The following is a 22,570-nucleotide window of genomic DNA, read 5'->3' as shown; positions in this document are numbered from 1 at the left end:
GACGGTATGCGCGCCCGCGGACAGGTGCCGTCCGGCAGGTCCGGCCAGGTGACGCCCGTCGGCGTCTGACGGAAGATGCCACCTTCAGGTGACACCACGAGTGGGTGTGGCTGAAGGAGCGTCAGCATGCAGGCGGGGGTGCCATACAAGGAGCGGCGGGAGGTCCCCGGCGACGCTGTCGAAGCGGACGCGCCCCCGGGCCAGGGTGTCGACCTGGTCCTCAACCCGGTCGGCTGCCCGGTCCGCCGGGCGATCCCGGACGCACTCGCCCCGTTCGGCCATGGCATCGTCGACGGCGATCTGGGGCGCTACGCGGACTGGGGCCCGTCAAGGTCGGGCCTTGCCGAAGTACATGAGTTCCCACAGGGCGTCGTCGGTGTGGTTCTCCAGGAGTTCTTCGCCCCGGTACCGTTCGACGCGCAGCTCGCCGGCTTCCCCTCATCTTGGGGATGACGTGGCCGGCGACGTCGTGGCGGTCGGGTCCCGGCTCGCACCAAAGGGAAAGCTGTTGGCGACATTGCCTGAACGCGTGCTGATAGCCGAAGCCAGTGTCAGACGGCAGCCCGTACAGCGAAGGCGGCTACGGCGGCACCAGCGTGTCCTCCCCGTGCTGGACGGCCGTCCCGGCCGACGCCAACCAGGCCCGCGGTGACCGTCCGCTCGGGTTCGCCAACCCGGAGATCTACGACCGGTTCGGTACCAAGGACTTCCACGACATCGTCAACAAGACGGCCCTGAACGGCCAGCCGCCGCTCAACGCGGTCTTCGACAACGGCTTGCAGAACGGCAGCCTGAACGCCGCCCTGGTGGCCTTCGGCCGTGACTACGGCCTGGTGGCCACCCCCGGCTTCTCCAACGCCACCGGCGTCGGCTCGCCGACCGCCGCCTACCTGGAGTCCTACAAGCACTGAGAGCCGGACAGCAGAGACTAGAGACTGCACACGACTGAGTCCGAGGCCCCGGGCCCGGCGGGGATCACGCCCCGCCGGGCCCCTGCCTTCACAGTCGGCAGGCTCTCCCCGAACGTTGTACGAACCGGCCACCGATCCGAGTCATCGATCTCGGTCCGACCGACACCCCGTTCAGCTGTCACTCTTCACCCGACGCGGGGCTCTGCGGTTCCCGGCATCTCGCGGGCACCGGGCTCGCGACGTCTCGATGCCGTGGCCGCCCGCCACCCCGTCCTTCGCCGGCCTGGGTCACGGACGGCTCTGGAAGCTGAGCAGGCCGATGGCGTTTCCGTCGTGGTCCACCACGGGCCAGGCTGCCAGGCCGCGCGAGTGCATGGTGGCAGCAGCGGTACCGGCGGACATGTCGGCGGTCGCGAAAGGGGCGCGGTCGATCTTGGCGTTGCGGACCGGGGTGCGTTCGGTGTACCAGGAGCGGGTCTGGAACGGCGCGAGGTGCTGACGGGTCAGCAATCCGGCGCAGCGGCCGTCGTCGTCGCGGACCAGGATGTGCGGGGATCCAGAGCTGCGCAGGATGTCCATCGCGGCATCGACGGTCACGTCATCGCTGATCTGCAGGTCCGGGCGTTTCATGAGGTCGCCGACTGTCGCGGCGGTCATGGCGGGGTCGGGGGCAAGGGAAATGGCGGGCTCCTTTGAGCTGCTGCGGCGGGGTCGGCGTGAGTTTTGGCGCTGGTGCTCGACTCCTGCCTGGGGCGTGCGCCGTTGACGGACCCTTGTGGTCCGACGCCGGTGGGAGCGTTATGCGGCGGGAGCGGTGCGCCTCGGCATCGCTGTACTGCGGGGGCTGCTGGTGGTCGGCCGGTTGCGGCTGGTGTGGGCGGGGCGGCCGCGGTGGTCGCGCCGCGCGGCGGCGTTGCGGCGGGGGTGTTCGACGACGGGGTCGGCGATGACGACGGGAACTCCGGTGGGGACGCGAGCACCGGTGACGCGGGCCAGCACCTCGTCGGTGGAGTGGACGTGCGCGGAGGCCGGGGTGATGCCTGCGTTGGCCATCATGCGAGCCGTCTGGCGGCGTTGGTGGGGCAGGACCAGGGTGACGACCGTGCCGGACTCGCCGGCCCGGGCGGTGCGCCCGCCGCGGTGCAGGTAGTCCTTGTGGTCGCTTGGCGGGGCCAGGTTGACGACCAGGTCGAGCCCGTCAACGTGGATGCCGCGGGCGGCGACGTTGGTGGCGATCAGCGCGGTCACCTGTCCGGTGCGGAACTGCTCGAGGGTGCGGGTGCGCTGGGGCTGGGACTTGCCTGCGTGCAGGGCGGCGGCCTTGACCCCGTTCGCGAGCAGGTCCGCCACGAGACGGTCGGCGTCGTGCCTGGTGTCGGTGAACATGATCACCCCGCCGTCGCGGGAGGCGATCCGGGCGATCGTGGCGTCCTTGTCCGCGCTCTGCACATGCAGGACGTGGTGCTCCATCGTGCTGACCGCTCCAGCGGACGGATCAACCGAGTGGGTGACCGGGTCCTTGAGGAAACGCTGCACCAGGCGGTCGACGTTGCGGTCCAACGTGGCGGAGAACAGCATCGTCTGGCAGCCGTCGGCCACCTGGTCGAGCAGCTCCGTCACCTGCGGCAGGAAGCCCATGTCGGCCATCTGGTCGGCCTCGTCCAGCACCGTGATCCCGACACGGTCCAGGAGGCAGTCGCCCCGCTGGATCAGGTCCATGAGCCTGCCCGGGGTGGCCACCACGACCTCCGCTCCGCGGCTCACCTCCCGCGCCTGCCGGGTGATCGACATCCCGCCGACCACGGTCGTCATCCGCAGACGCACCGCGTGCGCGTACGGGGTCAACGCCTCGGTGACCTGCTGCGCCAGCTCTCGTGTGGGCACCAGTACCAGGGCCAGCGGGCGGCGCGGCTCGGCACGCCGACCGGCGGTACGGCCCAGCACGGCGAGGCCGAACGCGATGGTCTTGCCCGAACCCGTGCGCCCGCGGCCCAGCACGTCACGGCCCGCCAGAGCGTTCGGCAGCGTCGCGGCCTGGATCGGGAACGGGGAGGTGACGCCCTGTCGGGTCAGCACCGACAACAGCGCGTTGGGCATGTCCAGCTCGCCGAACGACTCGACGGCCGCAAGTGCGGGTGTGACGCTGACCGGGATCGCGAACTCGCCCTGCGGAGCGTCGCCCTGACGCCCCCTTGGGGCTGACGACGACCGTGCGTTCCCGGAACGGGCACCGTAGAAGGCGCCACCGCCGGATCGGTCCCCGCTGCCGCCGGCGGAGCGGGACCCGCGGGCTCGGCCGCCGGACCGTGATCCTTCGGCGGAACGGGAACCGGAGTCCTGGTGCGAAGAGCGACGTGCATGAATCATGCGGAACCTTCCTTAGGGCGGCACGTCACCAGGAAGGTTCCGCAGCGTGAGGCGCAGGCGGAGACCACAAGAGAACGGGCCGAGAATGTGGCGGGTGGAGCGTGGACGGTACCGCCGCGCGGCACGTCACCTACTGTCGGCGCTCACCGAAAAGGGGCGGGAGCGAGAAACCTCGAACGTGCGACGTCGTGGTGGGGGCGCCGTGCGTCGGACTGGACGCTGTGCGTTCGCGGGAGCGGTTTGCGGGACCAAGGGCCTGAACGGCCGGACATGGGTCGTGGCGCAATGCCGAGGGGCCCGCACCGGGCATGTACGCGGTGCGGACCCCTCGCTGCTGGGCGGGTGCCTCGGCAGAAAAACTACAGCGGACGAATGTTCTCGGCCTGCGGGCCCTTCTGGCCCTGCGCGACATCGAACTCGACCTTCTGGCCCTCGAGCAGCTCACGGAAGCCGTTGGCGTTGATGTTCGAGTAGTGGGCGAAGACGTCCGGGCCGCCGCCGTCCTGCTCGATGAAGCCGAAGCCCTTTTCCGCGTTGAACCACTTCACAGTGCCATTAGCCATAAAACAATCTCCTTCAAGGGGCTGTCCGAAGCGCGCACGGCGCGGGCTTCGAGTCGCCGCGATGAGCACCCACCCGAAAAGACCGGGAAACAAAAATGCGCCTGCAAACATCAGCAGGCGCACACAAAGTTCATGGGAACCACTACTGCAACTGATGAGATCCTAGCAGGCCCCGGCCGGCCCTGCCCGGATATTTCACCCCCAGTTCCGGGAGGACGTCTCCGCGCCCACCACCCACCAGGCCTCCGGCCCCGCCAACACGCCGTGACAGCCCGATGGTTGAGCACATGGCCGCCCCCGTGGTCCGCTTGGCGGCGGCTCCCGGAAGCGTGACACGGCTGGATCTGGGACAGGTGTCGCCGACACTGGCGCCCCGGCGGTTCGAACCCCGGACGGCCATCGCGCGCCGCCGAATTCAGCTCCCAGGGGACTGCCTTTTCAGGGATTCCGGCACATACTGGAGCCAATGAGAAAATCAGCAGCAGTCCGGCGGCCCCTGCCCACCAGTCCCTTCAAGGCCAAGGTCGAGGCACCCCTCAAACGGTTCGCCCTGGGTGACCGGGTCACCCATGACAGCTTCGGCCTCGGCCGGGCCATCGGCGTCGAGAGCGACGGTGCGGTGCTCGTCGACTTCGGATCGCAGCAGGAACGCATCTACGAGCCGTATGCGGGGATGTTCAAGCTCTGACTTCAGCCGGACCTGGGCACAGGACCTGGTCTTTTCGATCGCCCGCCCGTGACCTCCCAGTCCCGAGACAGCGGGCGGCTCCCTGTCGCCTTGGTCGGGCTCATCCCGGCGGCGCACTGCGGGGACGAGGCTTCCCCAGGGTGACGACCCCAGCGATCGGTGGACAAGGAACGCACATCCGGCGCTGCGGGTCGGCCCCGGACGTCCGGGGCCGGCTTCGCGTGGGTGTGGTGAATCATTCCCACACCGGCCGTTGCCGGTTGCGCCTGCCCGTAGCGGGGCTACGGACGGCGACCTCGCCCGTGCGGTCTTGCCGCCGGGCTCGTTCCCTGCACACCCCAAACCGACGGCCGGGACAGGACGAGCCCGCCAGGGCCCCGGGGCGCAGGACGCCCCGGGCTTGGACCCTAGGTGTCGGCGGTGGGCTCCTGCCCGGAGTCGGCGCGGCGCAGTTGTTCGTTGATGCGTAGGGCTTCTTCGAGTTGGTCTTCGAGGATGACGATGCGGCAGGCGGCCTCGACGGCGGTGCCCTGGTTGACCAGATCGCGGGCGCGCATGGCCAGGCGCAGTTGGTAGCGGGAGTAACGGCGGTGGCCGCCCTCGGAGCGCAGTGGGGTGATCAGGCGGTGTTCGCCGAGCGCTCGTAGGAATCCGGGGGTGGTACCGGTCATCTCGGCGGCGCGGCCCATGGTGTAGGCCGGGTAGTCGTCGTCGTCGAACGTGTGGGCTGTGTCGGGACTGGGCGTGGGAGTCACTGCACCTCTCTGGTTCTCGCGAGAACGCGTCGAGGGGCCCCGGGACCTGTGTCGGCCCGGGGCCCCGAAGGGAAACAACACCATCTACCGGCCGGAGCCGGTCCTGTTCTTCCGCACCGCCCGGGGGGATGGGGCGTGCGGGGATCGCGTAAGCGTGACCGGAAACCACCGTCCTTGCCTTGGGGTCTGCGGTATCCGCCCGGGCGCGTGTTCACCGGCCGGGCGATCCTGATGGCGCCTGCGCCCTCCTTCGTTCATCTGATAGCTGACGGGGAAACTGCGTACTGCTGGTCGTGCCGGCCAGCACGCGCGCCCGCAGTCCTGGCGCCTTTGCTGGGTTCCCTGCTGTGTTCTTGTGACTGCTGGCACTTCCGTACTGCAGAGGCGGCGGCCCCTTTGAGAACCGCGGGCCGCCCGGTCCGGCAGCCAGCTCCGTCGCCCTTCCTGCGCTTGCTCGGCTTCGGGGCTCTGCTGCCGGACCGTCGTGCGAAAACTGCTGTCCTGCGGACCGCCAGTTCATGTCTGGCGGGTCTCATCGACTGCTGACTACGAGAGAAACACTAACCGCCGACGAGGGCAATGTCTACTCCAGCGAGCATAGATTTTGCATTGCCCTGGGGAGAGCTAACTTCCTGCCGCGCGGGCGCACGCGGGCGCATGCCAGCAGGACCGCACGGTCTTGTGCTCGGAGCGGGAGCGGGAGCGGGAGCGGGAGCGGGAGCGGGAGCGGGAGCGGCCGGAACCTTGGTTTGGCTCGGTGGGCAACGGCTCACGCGAGGGACTGCCGCCGTGAACAGGCCCCGCGCGCAGAGCCTCGGCGCGGGAGTTGCACGTGCCGGCAGGCCGGGGATCTGGTGTCCGCGCCACGATCGCCGGGGCGACCACGAAGCCGGCACGGGGTCCTGTGAAGAGTGCCGGTGCGGCGCAATAATCTGGCGTCATGTCGAAACCCGATGGGCTGCTCGCCGACATCGCCGCGATGGTGGAGTCCGAGCACAGCAACCAGATGCCCCTCACCGTGGTCGTGCCCGGCGCCGTCATCACCGGCAGGCTGGCCCCGGAAAGCCTGTGGCGCGAGCGCGTCGCCGAGGTCCTCGAAGCATCGGAACACCTCAAGCCGTTCTCTGCGCCCTTCGCCGCCGCCGAGGCGCAGCACGCCGCCGACCTGGACCAGAGCGGACGGCCGACCCACCTGCACCTGCACCTGGCGCGCATCCTGCAGGGCAGCTACGGGCTGCCCCATACCGGCGGCATGTACCGCATCCGTATCGCCGACATCAACAGCTGGACTGTCGGAGACCTCAGCTACTCCGACCAGTGACCGTACGCCAGGACCCGGGGCCGTCCGGTGATCCCGTTGGCCCGGGTCCTGGCGAATACGTTGTGGAGGAGCGTGCCGTCCACCGGGCCGTCACCGGCCTGGTGCAGGCCGGTGACGGCCCGGACGCTGCGGGGGCGGTGGTCAGCGGCTGGGACGCCGCGCGCCGCCGCGGACTTTGAGTCCGCCCAGGAGCAGCGCGGCGAGGAAGACGACCACGCCGATGATGAGCAGGTAGAACAGGCCCTTGGCGACCGCGCCGATAATGCCGAGCGCGACGGCGGCCAGGATGAGCAGCAGTACGAGGACCATGGCTTGGGCCTTCCCTGTGGTGCTTGGTCAGCGTCGGGCGAGGCGGCGTTCGCCGCCCTCGCCGGGCGTGTAGGGCAGTTCGTAGTGGGCGAAGACCGCCGGTTCCTGTTCGGCGGGCAGTACCCCGTCGGTGTCGATCGCTGGCGCGTCCTTGACCTGGGACTTGGCGAAGGCGACCTTCAGGTAGCCCGGGCCGACCAGCGCGCCGTCCAGTGGCACGAAGACCAGGCGGTGCCTGGTGGGCAGGCCCACGGTGACGGTGCCGAAGCTGGGCTCGTCGGTGGCGGTGTCCACATAGACGGACTCCAGCGTGCCGATCTTCTTGCCGTCGCGGTCCACCACGTCGTGCATGCGCCAACTCCCGGACATCGACTATCGCGATCACTGCCAGGCCTCCCTTCCCTGGTTGCCGTGATCGCCCAAAGTTGGCGGGTGACCGTCGGCCCGATGATGATCATGCCGTCTGGTTGCCGCGGGACGCCGTCACCGCGCGCGCGAGGACCCGTGCTCCACCCGTCCGGGTGATGCTGGGTGTGTCCGCTGCGGTGTCACGGTCCGGGCATGGGGCCGGTGTAGAGGAGTTCGGCGGTGGTGTGCTGGGCTCTGCGCAGGTGTGTGGCGGCTTCTTCGAGGGCGGCGATGGCCAGGCCCAGTTCGGTGGCCACGACGGCCTGCACCCGTGAGGGGATGGGCGGGTCGTCCAGGACGGCGAGGTGCTGGTCGGGTATGGCGTTGATCGCCGCGGCGGTCTGGTGGAGGGTCAGCGGGAGCTGTTCGAGCATCCCGGCGAGGGCGCCGAGGGTGTGGTGGGCGTCGATGGGGTAGGGGAAGCAGCCGGGCCGGGCGGTGATTTCGCCGAGGCTGCGGATCTGCTCGGTCGCTGCCGCTGCGGCCTGGTGCGGGCTGCGGGCGCCGGTCATGACGGACTCCGGTCTGGTGCGGGCTGCTGCGGTGGGGTGGTGTACCAGCTGGTAGGGGTGGGCGGGCCGGGCTGGAGGGGTGGGCGGTGGGCGTGGGCGCCGAGCATCGGTGCGTGGTGGCGCTCGGGGCGGTGGCTGGCGGGGTCGGTGACCTGCCGGCGGGGCGCGGTGGCGCTTCACTCTGCGGGCAGGTTGTGGACGCGGACCGGGCCGGCCACCACGGTGGCGCCGCGCGGTCGCGTCGGCTGTCGCATCGGTCTGGGTGCTGCCGGGGCCGGTGACCGGCCCGGGTCCTGTGGCCGGGAACCATTCTGGGCCTCGCGTCTCAGGAGGCGGTAGGCGGCCAGGACCTCGGCAGTCCGGGCCGGGGAGGCCGGATCGGGGCTGGTGTCCGGGTGCCAGGCGCGGGCGAGTACACGGTAGGCACGCGTGACCTGCTCCAGGTCGGCGCCCAACGGCAGCCCGAGTACCCGGCGCGCGTCCTCGACCGCGTCCCAGCCCGGTTCCCTGGTCGCCTGCCGTCCTTTGTCATCCTCAGCGGGTGTGCCGGCACCGTTCCGGGGTGTGCGGCGGACTGCGAACCTTCCCCGACGCTGCGGTGGTCACCGCGCGCGAGAGCGGCAGCCGCCGCGGGGAGCCATCCGGGGCAGGTCGGCCAGGAGCTCGCGGTGTTGGCGCCGAGCGACCGCTGGGCGGGGTGCGGTCGGATGGTGGGAGCAGGAGGTCTTCTTCGGCCAGGTCGTGCAGGTCGGCCGCCAGGAGGTCGGGGTCGGACCAGACGAGGTCCCAGAAGGCCTCGTCCACAGTCGGGTCGGTCTTCGTCTGCCAGGTCATGGTGCCGGCCTCGCAGAGGGGTCGGGGTGTCGCGCGGACAGACCGGGGGATGTGTGTGTCCGCGCGACACCGTTTCCTTTCGGGGCACCAGGCCCGAGGGTGTGGGCCTGGAGTCGTGGGATGCCCGGTTGCGGTGTCGGAGTTGCCGTGCGGGCGTCCGGGGGAAGGTTCCGCCCGCACGGCCGTTCTCCCTTTCCCGCGTCCAGGCCTGAGGGCCAAGGTCAGGCCTGGAGTTCCTTGCGGTCGCTGCCGCCGCTGATCTGGATCTTGCGGGGTTTGGCGGTCTCGGCGACCGGGATGGTGAGGGTGAGCACTCCGGCCTCGTAGGCGGCGCTGATCTTGTCGGTGTCGAGGGTGTCGCCGAGGAACAGCTGCCGGGAGAACACCCCGAGCGGCCGCTCGGAGACCTGGACCTCGGCGTTGTCGCCGCGCTGCGTGGGGCGGCGTTCGGCCTTGACGGTCAGCACGTTCTTCTCGACGTCCAGGTCGATCGCGTCCGGGCTGATGCCGGGAAGGTCGAACTGCACGTAGAACGTGTCGCCGTCGCGCCAGGCGTCCATGGGCATCGCGGACGGGCGCGACCACGTGCCGGTGGTGCCGAACATCTGCTGGGTGATCCGGTCCAGCTCGCGGAAGGGGTCAGTGCGCATCAACATCGTCGAGCCTCCTCGTCGAATCCAGTGGCAACATCGACGCGCTCACACATCCCGTGATAACACGTCGTCCATAAAGTGACAAGCTTTGAATGTCGCTTGATGGACGACATTGGGACGTGGTTACGCGTGGGTGGGTGAACAGGACATGAGTGTGGCCTTCAGCAGCCGGGCCATCGGGGGCGGGGTGCCGCGCAGCGCCGGCCGGGGGCGTCGCGGCCCGGGTGGTCACGCCGCAGCGGGGGCCGCGGCATCCTGCCGGGGGCGGGGCCGCGTGCCCTCGGCGCCCTGGACGGTGATCTTGCGGGGCTTGACCGCCCCCGCCACCGGCACGGTCAAGGTCAGGACGCCGTCGTGCAGGCCGGCCTCCAGGCGGTCGGCGTCCAGGGTGTCGGCCAGTTCGATCCGGCGGGCGAACACCCCGTGCCGCCGCTCACCGGCCTCGGTGCGCGCAGCCTGACTCCGCCCGGTGGGGCGGCGCTCCGCACGTACCGTCACCAGCCGGCCGGCCACCTCCACGTCCACCGCGTCGGCCGGGACGCCGGGCAGGTCGAGCGCGATGACATACCGGTCGCCGTCGCGCCAGGCGTCCACCGGGATCGGTGCCAGCTGGGACCCGGAACCCGGCCGGTCCTGTCGGACCGTGGGGTTCACCTGGCGGGTCACCGCAGTGCGCATGAACATCGTCGGACACCTCCGGTCCAAGGGCTTTCTCGCTGTGTCGCACCGGTGCGGTGCGAACGGAAACCGTTGTAGCATGTCGTCCAGACGATGACAAACACGCCGTCAGCGAAAGAGTGACCATCATGGACGCGCACGATCACACCGGCGAGGCGGGGCCGGTTTCCTTCATGGCCGCCGCTTCCGCGCTGGGGATGATGGACGCCGCCGCCCGCACGGCTCGCCACGCACCCCGCGAGGCTGCCGACCAGGACGACCCCCGGCAGGCCCTGGCGGCGCTGATGCTGCTGCGGCACGTCCGCGAGGAACTCGCCGGCTGGGAGACCAGCCTGATCGAGACCGCCCGCACCGCGGGGGCCACCTGGGCCGATCTCGCCGAACCCCTCGGTGTTCAAAGCCGCCAAGCCGCCGAACGCCGCTACCTGCGCCTGCGCCCGGACCAGGCTGCGGGCACCACGGCGGGCAGCACTGGTGAGCAGCGCGTCCAGGCCGCCCGCGACCAGCGCGCCGCCGACCGCGCGGTGACCGGCTGGGCCCGCGACAATGCCGCCGACCTGCGCCGCCTGGCCGGTCAGATCGGCGCCCTGGAGGACCTCACCACCAGCGCGGTCCCGGCCATGGAACGTCTCCTGGACGCCCTCGGCGACAACGACCCCGCCCGCCTGCTGGCGCCCCTCGCCGAAACCCGACCCCATCTCGAAGCGGCCCACCCGAAAATCGCGGGTCGTCTGGACGAACTCACCGCCCGCACCGACCAGCTGCGCGCCCACAGCGACCGGCAGCGCCGCACCCCACCGGGCCCATGACCGCCACGGCCACCTGCACTTGACGGCCCCCGTAACACCCTGATCCGTGACGGCCCTGCTGTCCCCGACCTCTCCGACGCCCATGACTCCAGCCGATCTCCAACAGCTGCTCATCGAGCGCGCCCCCACCGTCCCCGGCATCACCGACGCCGGCAAGCGTGACGACGACAGCCCCTACGGACTGACCGTCACCCTCACCGACGGCGGGCAGGTGTGGTGGTCCATAACCGGAGCGAGCGGACCGGCTCCCACCACCGACGAAGGCTTCAGTGCCGAGGAGATACCGGACCTGACGGGATCCTCGGTCCCGGTGGCCCACGTCGAGCAGGCCCTGGTCGCCACCGCTGCCGGCGCGGACGATCCGTCCGGCGGAGTAGTTCGCGCCGACCGGTACAGCGTCCGCCCGAACCCGCCTGCGGTCCGCTACGGCGCCACGCTGGAATGCCGTGACGGCTGGAAGCTGTTCCTGTCCTGCTACGGCACGTCCCGCCCCGGCCGCACCAAACCCGAGCAGCCCTACAGACCCCTCAGCCACGTCTGAACACCCATGGGCCGGGCGCCACTGGGGGCCGAACGGTTCAGCCCCTGGGTGGCGGCGCCGCCCGAATCTCGCTACTTGACCCGACCCGCACCCTGTCCACCCGTTGCACGAAGGAGACACGTTCCGTGGCCGCCACGACCGAGACGCTGGAGTTCCAGGCGGAGACCCGCCAGCTGCTGCAGCTGGTGATTCACTCGATCTACTCGAACAAGGACATCTTCCTGCGCGAGCTGATCTCCAACGCCTCCGACGCCCTCGACAAGCTCCGCCTGGAATCCCTCACCGACACCGACACCGGCCTCGGCGTCGACACCTCCGACCTGCACGTCACCCTGGAGGTCGACAAGGAGACGCGCACCCTGACGGTGCGGGACAACGGCATCGGCATGACCCGCGACGACGTCGTCGACCTGATCGGCACCATCGCCAAGTCCGGCACCGCCTCCCTGCTGGCCAAGATCAAGGAAGCCAAGGACGCGGACGCGGCCCAGCACCTGATCGGGCAGTTCGGCGTCGGCTTCTACTCCGCGTTCATGGTCGCCGACAAGGTCACCCTGCACACCCGCCGCGCCGGCACCGACCAGGGCACGCTGTGGGAGTCCGACGGCGAAGGCACCTACACGATCGCCGAGGCCGAAGGTCTGCCGGTCGGCACCGCGGTCACCCTCCACCTCAAGGCCGAGGACAGCGAGGACGGACTCGGCGACTACCTCGCCACCTGGAAGATCCGCCAGATCGTCAAGCAGTACTCGGACTTCATCCGCTGGCCCATCCGCATGGCCACCGAACCCACCGACACCGCCGACACGGACACCGGCGCCGACGGCACGACCGCAGGCGGGCCGGAGACCCTGAACTCGATGAAGGCCCTGTGGGCCCGGCCGCGCAGTGAGGTGGCCGAGGCCGAGTACAGCGAGTTCTACCAGCAGATCAGCCACGACTGGCAGCCCCCGGCCGAGACCATCCACATGCGCGCCGAGGGCACCTTCGAGTACGAGGCGCTGCTGTTCCTGCCCGCCCACGCTCCGTTCGACCTGTTCTCCCGCGACACCAAGCGCGGTGTGCAGCTGTACGTCAAGCGCGTGTTCATCATGGACGACTGCGACGCGCTGATGCCGAACTACCTGCGCTTCGTCAAGGGCGTCGTCGATGCCCACGACCTGTCCCTCAACGTCTCCCGCGAGATCCTCCAGCACGACCGGCAGATCACCGCCGTGCGCCGACGCCTCGTCAAGAAGGTCCTCGCCGCCATCAAGAGCATGCAGGCCACCCGCACCGACGCCTACGCGACGCTGTGGGAGCAGTTCGGCCGGGTCATCAAGGAAGGCCTGATCGAGGACCGCGACAACGCCGACACCCTCCTGGAGCTGGTCTCCGCGCACTCCACCCACGACCCGGCCGAGACGACCACGCTGCGCGAGTACGTGGCGCGGATGAAGGACGGCCAGAACACGATCTTCTACCTGACGGGCGAGAACCGCGCCATGGTCGAGAACTCCCCGCACATGGAGGCCTTCACCGCCAAGGGCTACGAGGTCCTCATCCTCACCGACCCCGTCGACGAGGTCTGGACCGACCAGATCCCCGCCTTCGACGGCCACCGCTTCCAGTCCATCGCCAAGGGCCAGGTCGACCTCGACAACGACACCGCAGACGAGGAGGACGCGAAGGCGGCCAAGGCCCAGCAAGAGCAGGACTACGCCGCCCTGCTGGCCTGGCTGCAGACCAGCCTGACCGACCATGTGAAGCAGGTCCGCCTCTCCACCCGGCTGACCACCTCCGCCGCCTGTCTGGTCGGCGAGGCCCACGACCTGACCCCCACCCTGGAGAAGATGTACCGCGCCATGGGCCAGGAACTGCCCACCGTCAAGCGCATCCTCGAACTCAACCCCACCCACCCCCTCATCACCGCCCTGCAACAGGCCCACCAGGCCAACCCCGACGACCCCGCGCTCGCGGAGACCGCCGAACTCGTCCACGGCAGCGCGCTGCTCGCCGAAGGCGGCGACCTGCCCGACCCCGCCCGCTTCACGCGCCTCCTCACCAACCGCCTCACCAAAGCCCTGTAACCCCAGCGGCGTGCGGCCGACCGGCTACACGACCGGCCGGCCGCACCCACTCCCCCGGCCCCGTACCACAACGGGTGGGGCTGCGGGTGGGTCGAACTCGCCGATCCTGACGGAAACCTCTTCGTTGTCGAATCACCTGAACCTGAGGATTTCGAGGCGCTGCTCGCCACACCCAGGGAGACGGCTGACCCGTTTTGGAGTGACGCAGTCGACCGACGGTAGGGGGCGTGCGCCGCACAGGCGAACGAGGAACGGCTGGCCAGCGAGGGTTATGAGGTGGGCGAGGGCAGACCATCCTCGCACCCGGAACCAACTGCCCTACCTTCAGACCAGAGCGAGGACAGACCGCCGGTCGCGTCGCACGGGCGGCCACCACCAACGGCCCAGCGAGGGGCCGATACAGCGGAATGCGCGAAAGCCATGGCCCGTTCGGGCCCTGACCGTGGAGGCCGCAGACCTGGCGACGCGACGGCGTAACCTGAAACCGTCCCGGCTTCCGGGGCGTGAACGGGGGATGTCATGGAGACCGGGTCCGAGGAGCGGTTGCGCGGCGACGTGCAGTCGGCCGTGGCCATACTGACGCCGGGTCAACCGGCGGTCGTTGCACGGGAGTGGTGCGACACGGTGCAGCTGGACCGGGAACAGGTGGGCTGGCAGCGCCTCTGCCTGGCCGGGTTGGAGCTGCCAGCGCCCGCCCCGGAGGCCGCGGCGGACGCGCTCGCCGCGGGCGGCTGGGAGACCCGGCGCTGGGGCGGCCACGTCCGGGCGCAGCGCGAGGGCTGCACCCTCCGCCTGGACACCGGCTGCGGCTCGCGACTGCTCACCCTTCTGGCGGCAACCCCGGTGGTGTTCGACCACCCGGAGCGGGGCTGGCAGCAACCCCAAGCCACGTACAGCCTCGCCGACGGTGTGCTCTGCCACGAGTGCAACGGCTGGACCGTGTGCAACGAATGCGGCGGCCAGGCACGGCTGAGCGGCGGCAGGAAGTGCTGGTGCGCCGCGAGCAACGCCGGCCCCGGACGCTGCGGGGTCTGCCACGCCAAGGGCAGCCACCCAGCGGCCCGGCTGCGGCGCGAGCGCCACCGGCGCGAGAACCCCTGGGAGTACGACAACGAGGTCGCCACCGACTACATCGGCACCCAGCCCGACCCCGACGCCTTCGAATGGCCACCCACCGTCACCGGCTTCACCACCGAGACCGCCGCCCTGGCCGACCTCGCTCAACGACAGTGCCCCTGCGGCGAGTTCCGAGCACTGTGGCGGCACGAACGGGAACAAGCCGACGGCTACTCCGCGCTCCGCTTCATCGGCGACTGCAAGGCCTGCGCGGCGATCCGCGCCCACGCCTACGAACTTCCGTAGAGCTCGTAACACGATCTTGCGGGTTGGTGCAGGTCAGCCGTAACCGGTGTGACGGCTGGGCCGTTCGTGAGGACGTGAGCGTCGAGCCGTGGGTCGTGGACGACGAGTTGTGGGCGATCATCGAGCCGATGCCGCCCCCCTGGCCCCCTGCAGGGCGTCCTCTTTGGGCTCTACACCGGGATCCGTGACTGCAGTTGCCGTTGGAGCTGGGCGTCGGCCCCGGGCAGACCTGCTGGAGGCGTCTGGGGCGATGGCAGGATGCAGGGGTCTTCGACCAGCTCCATCGGAAACTGCTCGCGGAACTCAACACGGCCAGGCGGACTGGACTGGAGTCGCGCGTGCGTGGACGTATCCCAGGTGCGCGCGAATCCCACTGAGGATCCGGCTTCAGCCCCCTGGGACCACTTTGGGACCAGACAGCACGAGCGCGATTGAGCGCGCATGGACAGACCTGGACATACATGATCGAGGTAACACCTGGGCTCCGTCAGCTCACACAAGGCAGGAGAGCCACGCGCATAGCCCAACTATCCTAAAGCCCAACATAGTTGGCCACCAGCTCGGAGCCCGTCGAACAGGTGGCCAACCAGCAAGACGGTCAACGCACTTGACTGGGGATCAAGTGCGCTACCTGTCGTGCTCCGTGGGTGCCGCCAGGTGGGCCGCAGCCGTCCTGACGGCGAGGCAGGGCGGCTGCGGGGTCGGTGGGACGGCGTGTCAGTCGGTCCGGCGCTGCCCCAGGCTGAGGGCAGCGTAGACGACGAACGCCGAGGCCAGGCCGACGGCCCAGCCGTAGTCGGCCAGCGGCTTCAGCAGGGGGATGACTCCGTCGGCCGGGAACGGGCCCTGCTTCACGCCCTTCACCACAGTCGAGTACGAGCCGCCGATCGCCAGCAGGCCGCCCACGACGAAGGCCAGCACCGCCCGCAGGTTCCAGCCGCCCGTGTACCAGTAGCGGCCGTCTCTCCGGTACAGCTCCGCGAGGGCCAGGCGGGTGCGACGGACGAACCAGTAGTCGGCGATCAGGATGCCGGCCACCGTTCCGAGCAGGCCGCCGACCACCCCCAGCCAGGTGAAGATGTAGACGTGCGGGTTCGCGATCAGCTTCCACGGCATGATCACGATTCCGACCACGCCCGTGATCAGCGCGCCTCTACGGAAGTTGACGAACCGGGGCACCAGGTTCGACAGGTCGTACGCCGGCGAGACGACGTTCGCGGCGATGTTCACCGACAGCGTCGCCACCATCACGATCAGCAGGGCGAACAGCGCCCCCACCACATTGCTCATCCTCGCGCTCAGCGCGATCGGGTCCCAGACCGGCTCCCCGTACACCGCCTGCGAACCCGACGTCACAAGCACCGACAGCACCGCGAACAACGTCATCGTCGTCGGCAGCCCCAGCGTCTGGCCCCACAGCTGCGCCCGCTGACTGCCCCCGAAACGCGTGAAGTCCGGGATGTTCAACGACAGTGTCGACCAGAAGCCGATCATCCCCATCAGCGCGGGGAAGAACACCTTCCAGAAGCCGCTCCCCCACCCCAGCTGCGAGGGCTGGTCCAGCAGCGGGCCCACGCCGCCCGCCTTCGACACCATGAAGCCGAGCAGCACCAGGGAGCCGACGATCACCAGCGGCGCGGCCCAGTTCTCCACCCGCCGCAGCGTCTCCATCCCGCGCGTGATCACCGCGATCTCGATCAGCCAGAACACCAGGAACGACAGCCACTGCGTCCACGGCGTCCCAGAGATCTGACCTACCGTCAACCATCGGTTGCCCAGCACCTTCCCGGCCAGCAGGTAGATGCCCTCCCCGCCGATCCAGGTCTGGATGCCGAACCAGCAGCACGCCACCGCCGCCCGCACCAGCGCCGGCAGGTTCGCGCCACGGACGCCGAACGAGGCCCGCGCGAACACCGGGAACGGGATGCCGTACTTCGTCCCGGCATGGCCGGTCAGCAGCATCGGCACCAGCACGATCACATTCGCCAGCGCGATGGTCAGCACGGCCTGCTTCCAGTCCATGCCGAGCGCCACCAGCCCGGAGGCCAGCGTCCACGAGGGGATGCAGTGGGCCATGCCGACCCACAGGGCAAGGTAGTTGTAGGTGCGCCAGGTGCGGCGCGCGAGGGGGACGGGGGCGAGGTCGCCGTTGGCGAAGCGCGGATCGTCCAGGACCACCCCGTCGGCCAGGGCGACCCGGCCGTCGGGGAAAGCGGTCTGCGTGGCGATCAGGTCGGACGAGGATATGGAGGGTGCGGGAGTTGCCGAGGACGAGGACACCGGGCACCACCTCTGGTGTGTTGTGGTTCAGCCTTTCAGGACGGGGATGATGTGCTCGCCGTAGGCGTCGATGGTCGGCTCGACGGCGTCGTGCATGGCGTAGATCGCGAACTGGTCCACGCCGAGGGACCGCAGCTGCTCCAGCTTCTCCAGCTGCGCGGAAACCGGTCCGATCAGGCAGAAGCGGTCCACGATCTCATCCGGGACGAAGGCCGTGTCCGGGTTCCCGGCCCGGCCGTGGTGGGAGTAGTCGTAGCCCTGGCGCTCCTTGATGTAGTCGGTGAGCGCGTCCGGCACCATGCCGGAGTGCTCGCCGTACCGGGAGACCAGGTCGGCGACGTGGTTGCCGACCATGCCACCGAACCACCTGCACTGCTCACGCGCGTGCGCGAGCTGCTCCTCGCTGCCGTCGGTCACGTACGCCGGGGCGGCGACGCAGACGGTGACGGACCCCGGATCGCGTCCGGCCCGCTCGGCCGCGGAGCGCACCGCCTTGACCATCCACTGCGTCAGGAACGGGTCGGCCAACTGGAGGATGAAACCGTCAGCCTGACGGCCGGTCAACTCCAGCGCCTTCGGCCCGTACGCGCCCATCCAGATCGGCAGCACCGGCTCGCCGGTGATCCACGGGATCTGCATCACCGTGCCGTCGACCTCGGCCTCCCGGCCCTCCGCCAGCTCCTTGATGACGTGCATGGCGTGCGAGAGACGGTCGAGCGTGGCCGGCTTGCGTCCGGCGACCCGCTGGGCGGAGTCGCCACGGCCGATGCCGCAGACGGTGCGGTTGCCGAACATGTCGTTCAGCGTCGCGAAGAGCGAGGCGGTGACCTCCCAGGTGCGGGTGACCGGGTTGGTGACCATGGGCCCGACCGTCAACCGTTCGGTCTGCGCGAGGATCTGACTGTAGATCACGAACGGCTCCTGCCAGAGCACGCAGGAGTCGAACGTCCAGCCGTGGGTGAACCCGGCCGCCTCGGCCCGCTTCATCCGCTCGACGAGCAGACGGGCCGGAGGGTCGGTCTGGAGCACGAGGCCGATGTCCATGCGGTGCCTTTCCACGTACTCAGGGCTCAGATCAGGTACTGGGAGGTGCTGCGCGGCAGGAAGGTGCCGTGACCGGTGTGGCCGACGTAGCAGCCCGCGTCGACGACGGGCGTGCCGCGCGAGATCACCGTGCGCGCCCGCCCGGTCATCTGCCGGCCCTCGTACGCCGAGTAGTCGACGTTCATGTGATGGGTCGCGGCCGACATCACATACCGATCGTGCGGGTCGAAGACCACGATGTCGGCGTCCGAGCCCGGCGCGATGGTGCCCTTGCGCGGGTAGAGGCCGAACATCCGCGCGGGCGTGGCGCAGGCCAGCTCGATCCAGCGGCGACGCGAGATGTGGCCGTCGAGCACGGCCTGGTGCAGCAGGTCCATCCGGTTCTCCACGCCGGGCAGGCCGTTGGGGATCTTCGAGAAGTCCCCGCGGCCGAGCTCCTTCTGCCCGACGAAGCAGAACGGACAGTGGTGCGTGGAGACGACCGAGAGGTCGTTGGTGCGCAGCCCGCGCCACAGCGCCGCCTGGTGCTCCTTCGGCCGCAGCGGCGTGCTGCACACGTACTTGGCGCCCTCGAACCCCGGCTCGGCCATGTTGTCCGTCGACAGGAAGAGGTACTGCGGGCACGTCTCACCGAAGACGTTGAGCCCGAGATCGCGCGCCTGCGCCACCTCGGCCACGGCCTGCTCGCACGAGACGTGCACGACGTAGAGCGGCGCACCTGCGACCCGGGCGAGCTGGATCGCCCGGTGGGTGGCCTCGGCCTCCAGCAGCTCGCGGCGCACCTCGCCGTGGTAGCGCGGGTCGGTGTGCCCGGCGGCGAGCGCCTGCTCCACCAGCACGTCGATCGCGATGCCGTTCTCGGCGTGCATCATGATCAGCCCACCGTCACCGAGGCGCAGGCCGGTGCCGCCGGTAGAGCGCTGCGGGTGCGGCGGTCGAAGACGAGGAAAGCCAGGAGCGCTGCGCCCGTGAACCACACCAGTTGGAGGGCGAGATCGGTGAACGGGACGGTGGAGGAGAAGCCGGCCGCGGTGCTCGCCTGCATGGCTCCGTAGGAGGGCAGGTAGTCGGTGAGCCGGTTGTCCGCGACCGGGTTGGCGATGGGGTTCTGCACGGTGAGGTCGATGATGCTGATCATCACGATGGTGAACATGCCCTCGACCTCCTTCTTGAGCAGGGCTCCGAGGGTGACGCCGAAGGCGCCGTAGGTCATGGCCGCGCAGAACATTCCCACCGCCAGGAGCCAGGGCCGCTGGGGGCTCCAATACAGGCAGATGACGACGGTGGCGTAGGCGGCGACCGCGAGCGAGGCCAGGACGAGGGCGGTGACCTTGGCCAGCAGCAGATGGATCCGCGGATACCCGGCCATGGTCAGCCGGCGGTCGAAGTCGCCGGAGGCGAACGTCGCGGCGAACATCATGAAGCCGACGATGAGCGTGGCGGCGTTCAATGCGCCGCTGATCTGGGTCAGCTCGTCGCCGCCCGCGCGAAGCACCTCGCCGGTCGCGCGAAGCCGGATCTGGACCCAACCGGGCGTGACCACCAGATGCGCGAGGCTGATCCAGATGGGGACGAACACCGCGACCAGCACCATGGCGAACCGGTTGCGGCCGTGCTCGATCAGCGCGAAGCGGATGGCGGTGGCCAGGTGACGCCAGGCCCCGCGACCCGGACCGGTGCGATTCACGCGCGCGCCTCCGCGCCCTCGTGCAGGACGCCCCCACGGAGATGGAACAGCCGGTCCAGGCGCTCGGCGTCGTGCGCCAGGTGGGACACCACCAGTACCGCTCGACCGGCCTCCCGCAGCCGGGTGACCAGCTCCCAGAACCGCAGGTACGTCTCCCAGTCGAAGCCCTGGTAGGGCTCGTCCAGCAGAAGCACCTGCGGGTCGTGCATCAGCGCGAGCGTGAGGTTGACCTTCTGCCGCGTCCCGCCACTGAGCACACCGGTGCGTACGCCTGCGTAGGCAGTCAGACCCAGCACATCCATGAGTTCTTCGGCTCGGCACAGGTTCCGCAGGCCGTAGGCGGTGCGGAAGAACTCCAGGTGCTGACGGACAGTGAAGGCATCATTGAGAACCGCCTGCTGAGGGCAGTAGCCGAGCCTGCCGCGATGACGCACCGCCCCGCCGTCCGGACGCAGCTCGCCACTCAGAATCCGTAACAGGGTGGACTTGCCGGCGCCGTTCTCCCCCACCACACCGGTCAACGCACCGGGAGGCAGCACCAGGTCCACCCCGCACAGAACCTCCCGCCGGCCGTACCCGTGGCGGACATTGCACACCTCCACCGACACCTCCTACGCCCGCAGCACGTACAAGACCAAACGATCCACCGGCAGGGAAGGACACGGCCCGCCGAACCCGTCCAGCAACAGACGCAAGGATCAGCCGACCGCGTTCTCGCTGTTCGGGCCACACCTTCCCCAGGAAGACGACGACCTTGCCGAGAATCCGCGCGTTCGCGGCGCTGATCGGTGAGTGGACGTCGCTGGCCGGTGTCAGCCAGGCACCGGCGCGACCGCCGTGCCGGATCCGCTTGACCGTGTCGTCGGGGGCGTCGATGAGGGCGGCGACGTTCTACGGGGTCCTGAACAGTGTGGCGTGGGAGAGCACGTCGCAGCCCATCCGTCGGACGTTTTCCAAGAGGACCGCCCGGACATGGTCTTCGTCCTGGGGTGGGAAGGCGACGCGAATCAGGCTAGGATCCCCGAGCGCAACTGAGGCAAGGCTTTCGGCTGCCGCGCTGGAACTGAACGGGGAGTCGCGGGATCCGCGAGCACCACGCATGCCCACACGGCGCACATGGTCCAGTCAGGCGCCTCCGGACTGCGTGGAAGGCCGGGTCCGCGGCCGACAGCCCGAACGGGACCCGTTCGACCGACACTCCTGAAGATCGGAAAGCCAACAGCCACTTCAACGCCGTTGCGTTATGCCGCAAGCGGGCTGGTCAAGGGCTTGCACGAGGCAACGGGACCCCTGTAGATCAACGATCGGCGAAGAAAGTCGATCAAGGTCAGGGGTCCCGTTGCGGGAGAAGTCTGTCATCAGGCGGGTGGTCGCGGTAGCGGCGGGGGTGTTCGCGCCGGGGCATCTGGGCGAGTTGACCCAGATCGTGGACTTCGCGCTGGTGGATGCGGCGTTGGAGGCGAGCCGGGCGGTGTGGGACAAGCTCACTGCGGGCCTGGGCTCGCTGGTGCCGGTGCGCCCGCACAGCTCTTCGCTGTCGCGGGCCCGCAGGCGGCTGGGGCCGGAGCCGTTGCGGCTCGTGTTCGAGGCGTTGGCGGGGGCGGTGGCCTGGACGGACCGGCCAGGTGCCTGGTGGTGCGGGATGCGGACGGTCGCGGTGGACGGCACCAGCCTGCGCCTGCCCGACCGTGAGCCGGTCACCGCCCGCTTCACCAAGCGGCACGGCCCGCAGTACGAGTTCGCCTATCCCGTACTGCGGCTGATCACCCTGGTCGAAACAGGTACCCGCGCCGTGATTGCCGCCGCGTTCGGACCCGAGGCCGATGGCGAACTCGTCTACGCCACACGGCTGCTGAACCGTCTCGGCGCCCGCATGCTTCTGCTCGCGGACGCCGCCTTCGACGCGGTCGCGTTCCTGCGAGACGTCCACGCCACCGGCGCTCACTTCCTAGTGCGGTCTACCGCCGGCTGGCACCCGACCATCGGGCAGCGCCTGCCGGACGGCTCCTACCTCAGCCGACTGTCCGGCTCCTACCGGGCGGGGCGCGGCTACGAGATGCTGACCGTCCGCGTGATCGAGGCGTGGATTACCGTGACCCTGGAGGACGCTCACCAGTCTGACTGACCCCGAGCTCTATCCGGCGAGCCGGCTCGTGGCCCTCTACCACGAGCGTTGGCAGGCGGAGACCGCCTACGCGAGCTTGAAAGCCGTCCTGCTGGACGGTCGGGTCCTGCGTTCCGGCCACCCTGCGGACCTGGAGCAGGAGGTCTGGGGCCTGCTGGCCGTCTACCAGGCGCTGATCCGCACCGCCGCAGACGCGGCGTCCGACCGGCCGGGCCTGGACATGGACCGGCTCAGCTTCACCGTCGCCCTCCACTCAGCGCGCGGCCAGGTCACCACCGCCACCGGTGTGCTGCCACACGGGCCTGCCCGCCTGGTCGGAGCGATCGGCCACGCGCTGCTGGACAACCTCCTACTCGCACGCCGACGTCAACGACTCAAGGCCCGCAGCCTCAAGAGCGCCAGCAAGTACGTCAAGAACACCGGCAAGCACCCGGAAACCGGGCAGAAGTACACCCTCCACACCGAAATATCGATCATGGAAGGCGGGCTTGCATCCCGCTCGCCACGCTAAACGCAGCGGCGTTGAACAGCCACTTACGTTCCCGACCGCACTGTGCACCCAGGGCGACTTCAAGTTCCGTGGTTGTGCGGTGTGTTCGGGTAGCGGCCGACCCGGTGTGGATAGCAGTACAGGCACGGGCTTCGTGATCATTG

The 22,570-nt window shown here is 69.6% G+C and carries 24 protein-coding genes and 1 pseudogene; 10 read left to right on the top strand and 15 right to left on the bottom strand.

The genetic code is table 11. The features are described from left to right. Positions 1-126: 126 nt before the first annotated feature. A complete protein-coding gene (locus ABH928_RS03785; protein WP_370061966.1) occupies positions 127-453 on the top strand; it encodes a hypothetical protein in 327 nt (108 codons plus the stop codon). 95 nt (positions 454-548) lie between these two features. Further along, positions 549-911, top strand: a complete 363-nt coding sequence (locus ABH928_RS03780) for a hypothetical protein (protein ID WP_370061964.1) — start codon at positions 549-551, stop codon at positions 909-911. Between the two features lie 288 nt (positions 912-1,199). Here ABH928_RS03780 and ABH928_RS03775 read toward each other — a convergent pair whose 3' ends face one another. From ABH928_RS03775 to ABH928_RS03765, 3 genes are all read right to left on the bottom strand, one after another. After that, on the bottom strand, positions 1,200-1,568 hold the full coding sequence (locus ABH928_RS03775; RefSeq protein ID WP_370061962.1) for a CBS domain-containing protein: 369 nt from the start codon (positions 1,566-1,568) through the stop codon (positions 1,200-1,202). Positions 1,569-1,709: 141 nt separating this feature from the next. Further along, a complete protein-coding gene (locus tag ABH928_RS03770) occupies positions 1,710-3,278 on the bottom strand; it encodes a DEAD/DEAH box helicase (protein WP_370061960.1) in 1,569 nt (522 codons plus the stop codon). Between the two features lie 359 nt (positions 3,279-3,637). Then, entirely contained in the window at positions 3,638-3,841 is a 204-nt protein-coding gene (locus ABH928_RS03765; RefSeq protein WP_370061958.1) for a cold-shock protein, read from the bottom strand. Between the two features lie 466 nt (positions 3,842-4,307). On the opposite strand from ABH928_RS03765, the gene ABH928_RS03760 reads away from it, so the two are divergent. Further along, a complete protein-coding gene (locus tag ABH928_RS03760; RefSeq protein WP_370061956.1) occupies positions 4,308-4,529 on the top strand; it encodes a hypothetical protein in 222 nt (73 codons plus the stop codon). A gap of 407 nt (positions 4,530-4,936) precedes the next feature. Here ABH928_RS03760 and ABH928_RS03755 read toward each other — a convergent pair whose 3' ends face one another. Next, on the bottom strand, positions 4,937-5,218 hold the full coding sequence (locus tag ABH928_RS03755) for a MerR family transcriptional regulator (RefSeq protein ID WP_370062959.1): 282 nt from the start codon (positions 5,216-5,218) through the stop codon (positions 4,937-4,939). Between the two features lie 1,006 nt (positions 5,219-6,224). Here ABH928_RS03755 and ABH928_RS03750 point away from each other — a divergent pair. Then, positions 6,225-6,605 carry a hypothetical protein gene (locus ABH928_RS03750; RefSeq protein ID WP_370061954.1) on the top strand — a complete coding sequence of 127 codons (381 nt, stop codon included), beginning with the start codon at positions 6,225-6,227 and terminating at the stop codon, positions 6,603-6,605. A 141-nt stretch (positions 6,606-6,746) separates the two neighbouring features. On the opposite strand, the gene ABH928_RS03745 is transcribed toward ABH928_RS03750, so the two are convergent. The 6 genes from ABH928_RS03745 to ABH928_RS03720 all read right to left on the bottom strand — a co-directional run bounded on the left by ABH928_RS03745 (position 6,747) and on the right by ABH928_RS03720 (position 10,005). Next, positions 6,747-6,914 (bottom strand): hypothetical protein, encoded by a 168-nt coding sequence (locus ABH928_RS03745; RefSeq protein WP_370061952.1) that lies wholly within the window; start codon positions 6,912-6,914, stop codon positions 6,747-6,749. Between the two features lie 27 nt (positions 6,915-6,941). Beyond that, positions 6,942-7,265 (bottom strand): PRC-barrel domain-containing protein, encoded by a 324-nt coding sequence (locus tag ABH928_RS03740; protein ID WP_370061950.1) that lies wholly within the window; start codon positions 7,263-7,265, stop codon positions 6,942-6,944. 197 nt (positions 7,266-7,462) lie between these two features. Continuing rightward, positions 7,463-7,834, bottom strand: a complete 372-nt coding sequence (locus ABH928_RS03735) for a hypothetical protein (RefSeq protein ID WP_370061948.1) — start codon at positions 7,832-7,834, stop codon at positions 7,463-7,465. 176 nt (positions 7,835-8,010) lie between these two features. Continuing rightward, positions 8,011-8,295 carry a J domain-containing protein gene (locus tag ABH928_RS03730; protein WP_370062957.1) on the bottom strand — a complete coding sequence of 95 codons (285 nt, stop codon included), beginning with the start codon at positions 8,293-8,295 and terminating at the stop codon, positions 8,011-8,013. A 594-nt stretch (positions 8,296-8,889) separates the two neighbouring features. Beyond that, positions 8,890-9,324 carry an Hsp20/alpha crystallin family protein gene (locus ABH928_RS03725; RefSeq protein ID WP_370061946.1) on the bottom strand — a complete coding sequence of 145 codons (435 nt, stop codon included), beginning with the start codon at positions 9,322-9,324 and terminating at the stop codon, positions 8,890-8,892. A 225-nt stretch (positions 9,325-9,549) separates the two neighbouring features. After that, a complete protein-coding gene (locus ABH928_RS03720; protein ID WP_370061944.1) occupies positions 9,550-10,005 on the bottom strand; it encodes an Hsp20/alpha crystallin family protein in 456 nt (151 codons plus the stop codon). A 122-nt stretch (positions 10,006-10,127) separates the two neighbouring features. On the opposite strand from ABH928_RS03720, the gene ABH928_RS03715 reads away from it, so the two are divergent. From ABH928_RS03715 to ABH928_RS03700, 4 genes are all read left to right on the top strand, one after another. Next, positions 10,128-10,808 carry a type III effector protein gene (locus ABH928_RS03715; protein WP_370061942.1) on the top strand — a complete coding sequence of 227 codons (681 nt, stop codon included), beginning with the start codon at positions 10,128-10,130 and terminating at the stop codon, positions 10,806-10,808. 82 nt (positions 10,809-10,890) lie between these two features. Continuing rightward, positions 10,891-11,349, top strand: a complete 459-nt coding sequence (locus ABH928_RS03710; RefSeq protein ID WP_370061940.1) for a hypothetical protein — start codon at positions 10,891-10,893, stop codon at positions 11,347-11,349. Between the two features lie 125 nt (positions 11,350-11,474). After that, positions 11,475-13,418, top strand: a complete 1,944-nt coding sequence (gene htpG, locus ABH928_RS03705) for a molecular chaperone HtpG (protein ID WP_370061938.1) — start codon at positions 11,475-11,477, stop codon at positions 13,416-13,418. Positions 13,419-13,937: 519 nt separating this feature from the next. Next, positions 13,938-14,780 carry a hypothetical protein gene (locus ABH928_RS03700; RefSeq protein WP_370061936.1) on the top strand — a complete coding sequence of 281 codons (843 nt, stop codon included), beginning with the start codon at positions 13,938-13,940 and terminating at the stop codon, positions 14,778-14,780. 717 nt (positions 14,781-15,497) lie between these two features. Here the strand turns inward: ABH928_RS03700 and ABH928_RS03695 are convergent. The 5 genes and pseudogenes from ABH928_RS03695 to ABH928_RS03675 all read right to left on the bottom strand — a co-directional run bounded on the left by ABH928_RS03695 (position 15,498) and on the right by ABH928_RS03675 (position 20,393). Then, the gene (locus tag ABH928_RS03695) at positions 15,498-17,027 is read right to left on the bottom strand and encodes an NCS1 family nucleobase:cation symporter-1 (protein ID WP_370062954.1); all 1,530 of its coding nucleotides are present in this window, start codon (positions 17,025-17,027) and stop codon (positions 15,498-15,500) included. Between the two features lie 60 nt (positions 17,028-17,087). Continuing rightward, complete coding sequence (locus tag ABH928_RS03690) at positions 17,088-18,104, bottom strand: TIGR03842 family LLM class F420-dependent oxidoreductase (protein WP_370061934.1); 1,017 nt, start codon at positions 18,102-18,104, stop codon at positions 17,088-17,090. Positions 18,105-18,130: 26 nt separating this feature from the next. Continuing rightward, positions 18,131-18,991, bottom strand: a pseudogene (locus ABH928_RS03685) (amidohydrolase family protein); the annotation flags it as partial. Continuing rightward, on the bottom strand, positions 18,979-19,791 hold the full coding sequence (locus tag ABH928_RS03680) for an ABC transporter permease (RefSeq protein ID WP_370061932.1): 813 nt from the start codon (positions 19,789-19,791) through the stop codon (positions 18,979-18,981). The gene ABH928_RS03680 and the pseudogene ABH928_RS03685, both read right to left, overlap by 13 nt. Beyond that, a complete protein-coding gene (locus ABH928_RS03675; protein ID WP_370061930.1) occupies positions 19,788-20,393 on the bottom strand; it encodes an ABC transporter ATP-binding protein in 606 nt (201 codons plus the stop codon). The genes ABH928_RS03680 and ABH928_RS03675 overlap by 4 nt, the downstream gene beginning before the upstream one ends. Positions 20,394-21,157: 764 nt before the next feature. Here ABH928_RS03675 and ABH928_RS03670 point away from each other — a divergent pair. Together ABH928_RS03670 and ABH928_RS03665 are read left to right on the top strand one after the other, a co-directional pair. Further along, positions 21,158-21,916: a transposase gene (locus ABH928_RS03670; protein WP_370061928.1), complete on the top strand. Its 759-nt coding sequence runs from the start codon at positions 21,158-21,160 to the stop codon at positions 21,914-21,916. A 28-nt stretch (positions 21,917-21,944) separates the two neighbouring features. Continuing rightward, entirely contained in the window at positions 21,945-22,427 is a 483-nt protein-coding gene (locus tag ABH928_RS03665; RefSeq protein ID WP_370061926.1) for a hypothetical protein, read from the top strand. The last annotated feature ends 143 nt before the right edge of the window (positions 22,428-22,570 follow it).

The organism is Streptacidiphilus sp. MAP5-3, assembly GCF_041262505.1.
Lineage (GTDB): Bacteria > Actinomycetota > Actinomycetes > Streptomycetales > Streptomycetaceae > Streptacidiphilus.
The sequence above is the reverse complement of the archived record's forward strand: the minus strand, read 5'-3'. Positions and strand labels throughout refer to the sequence as shown.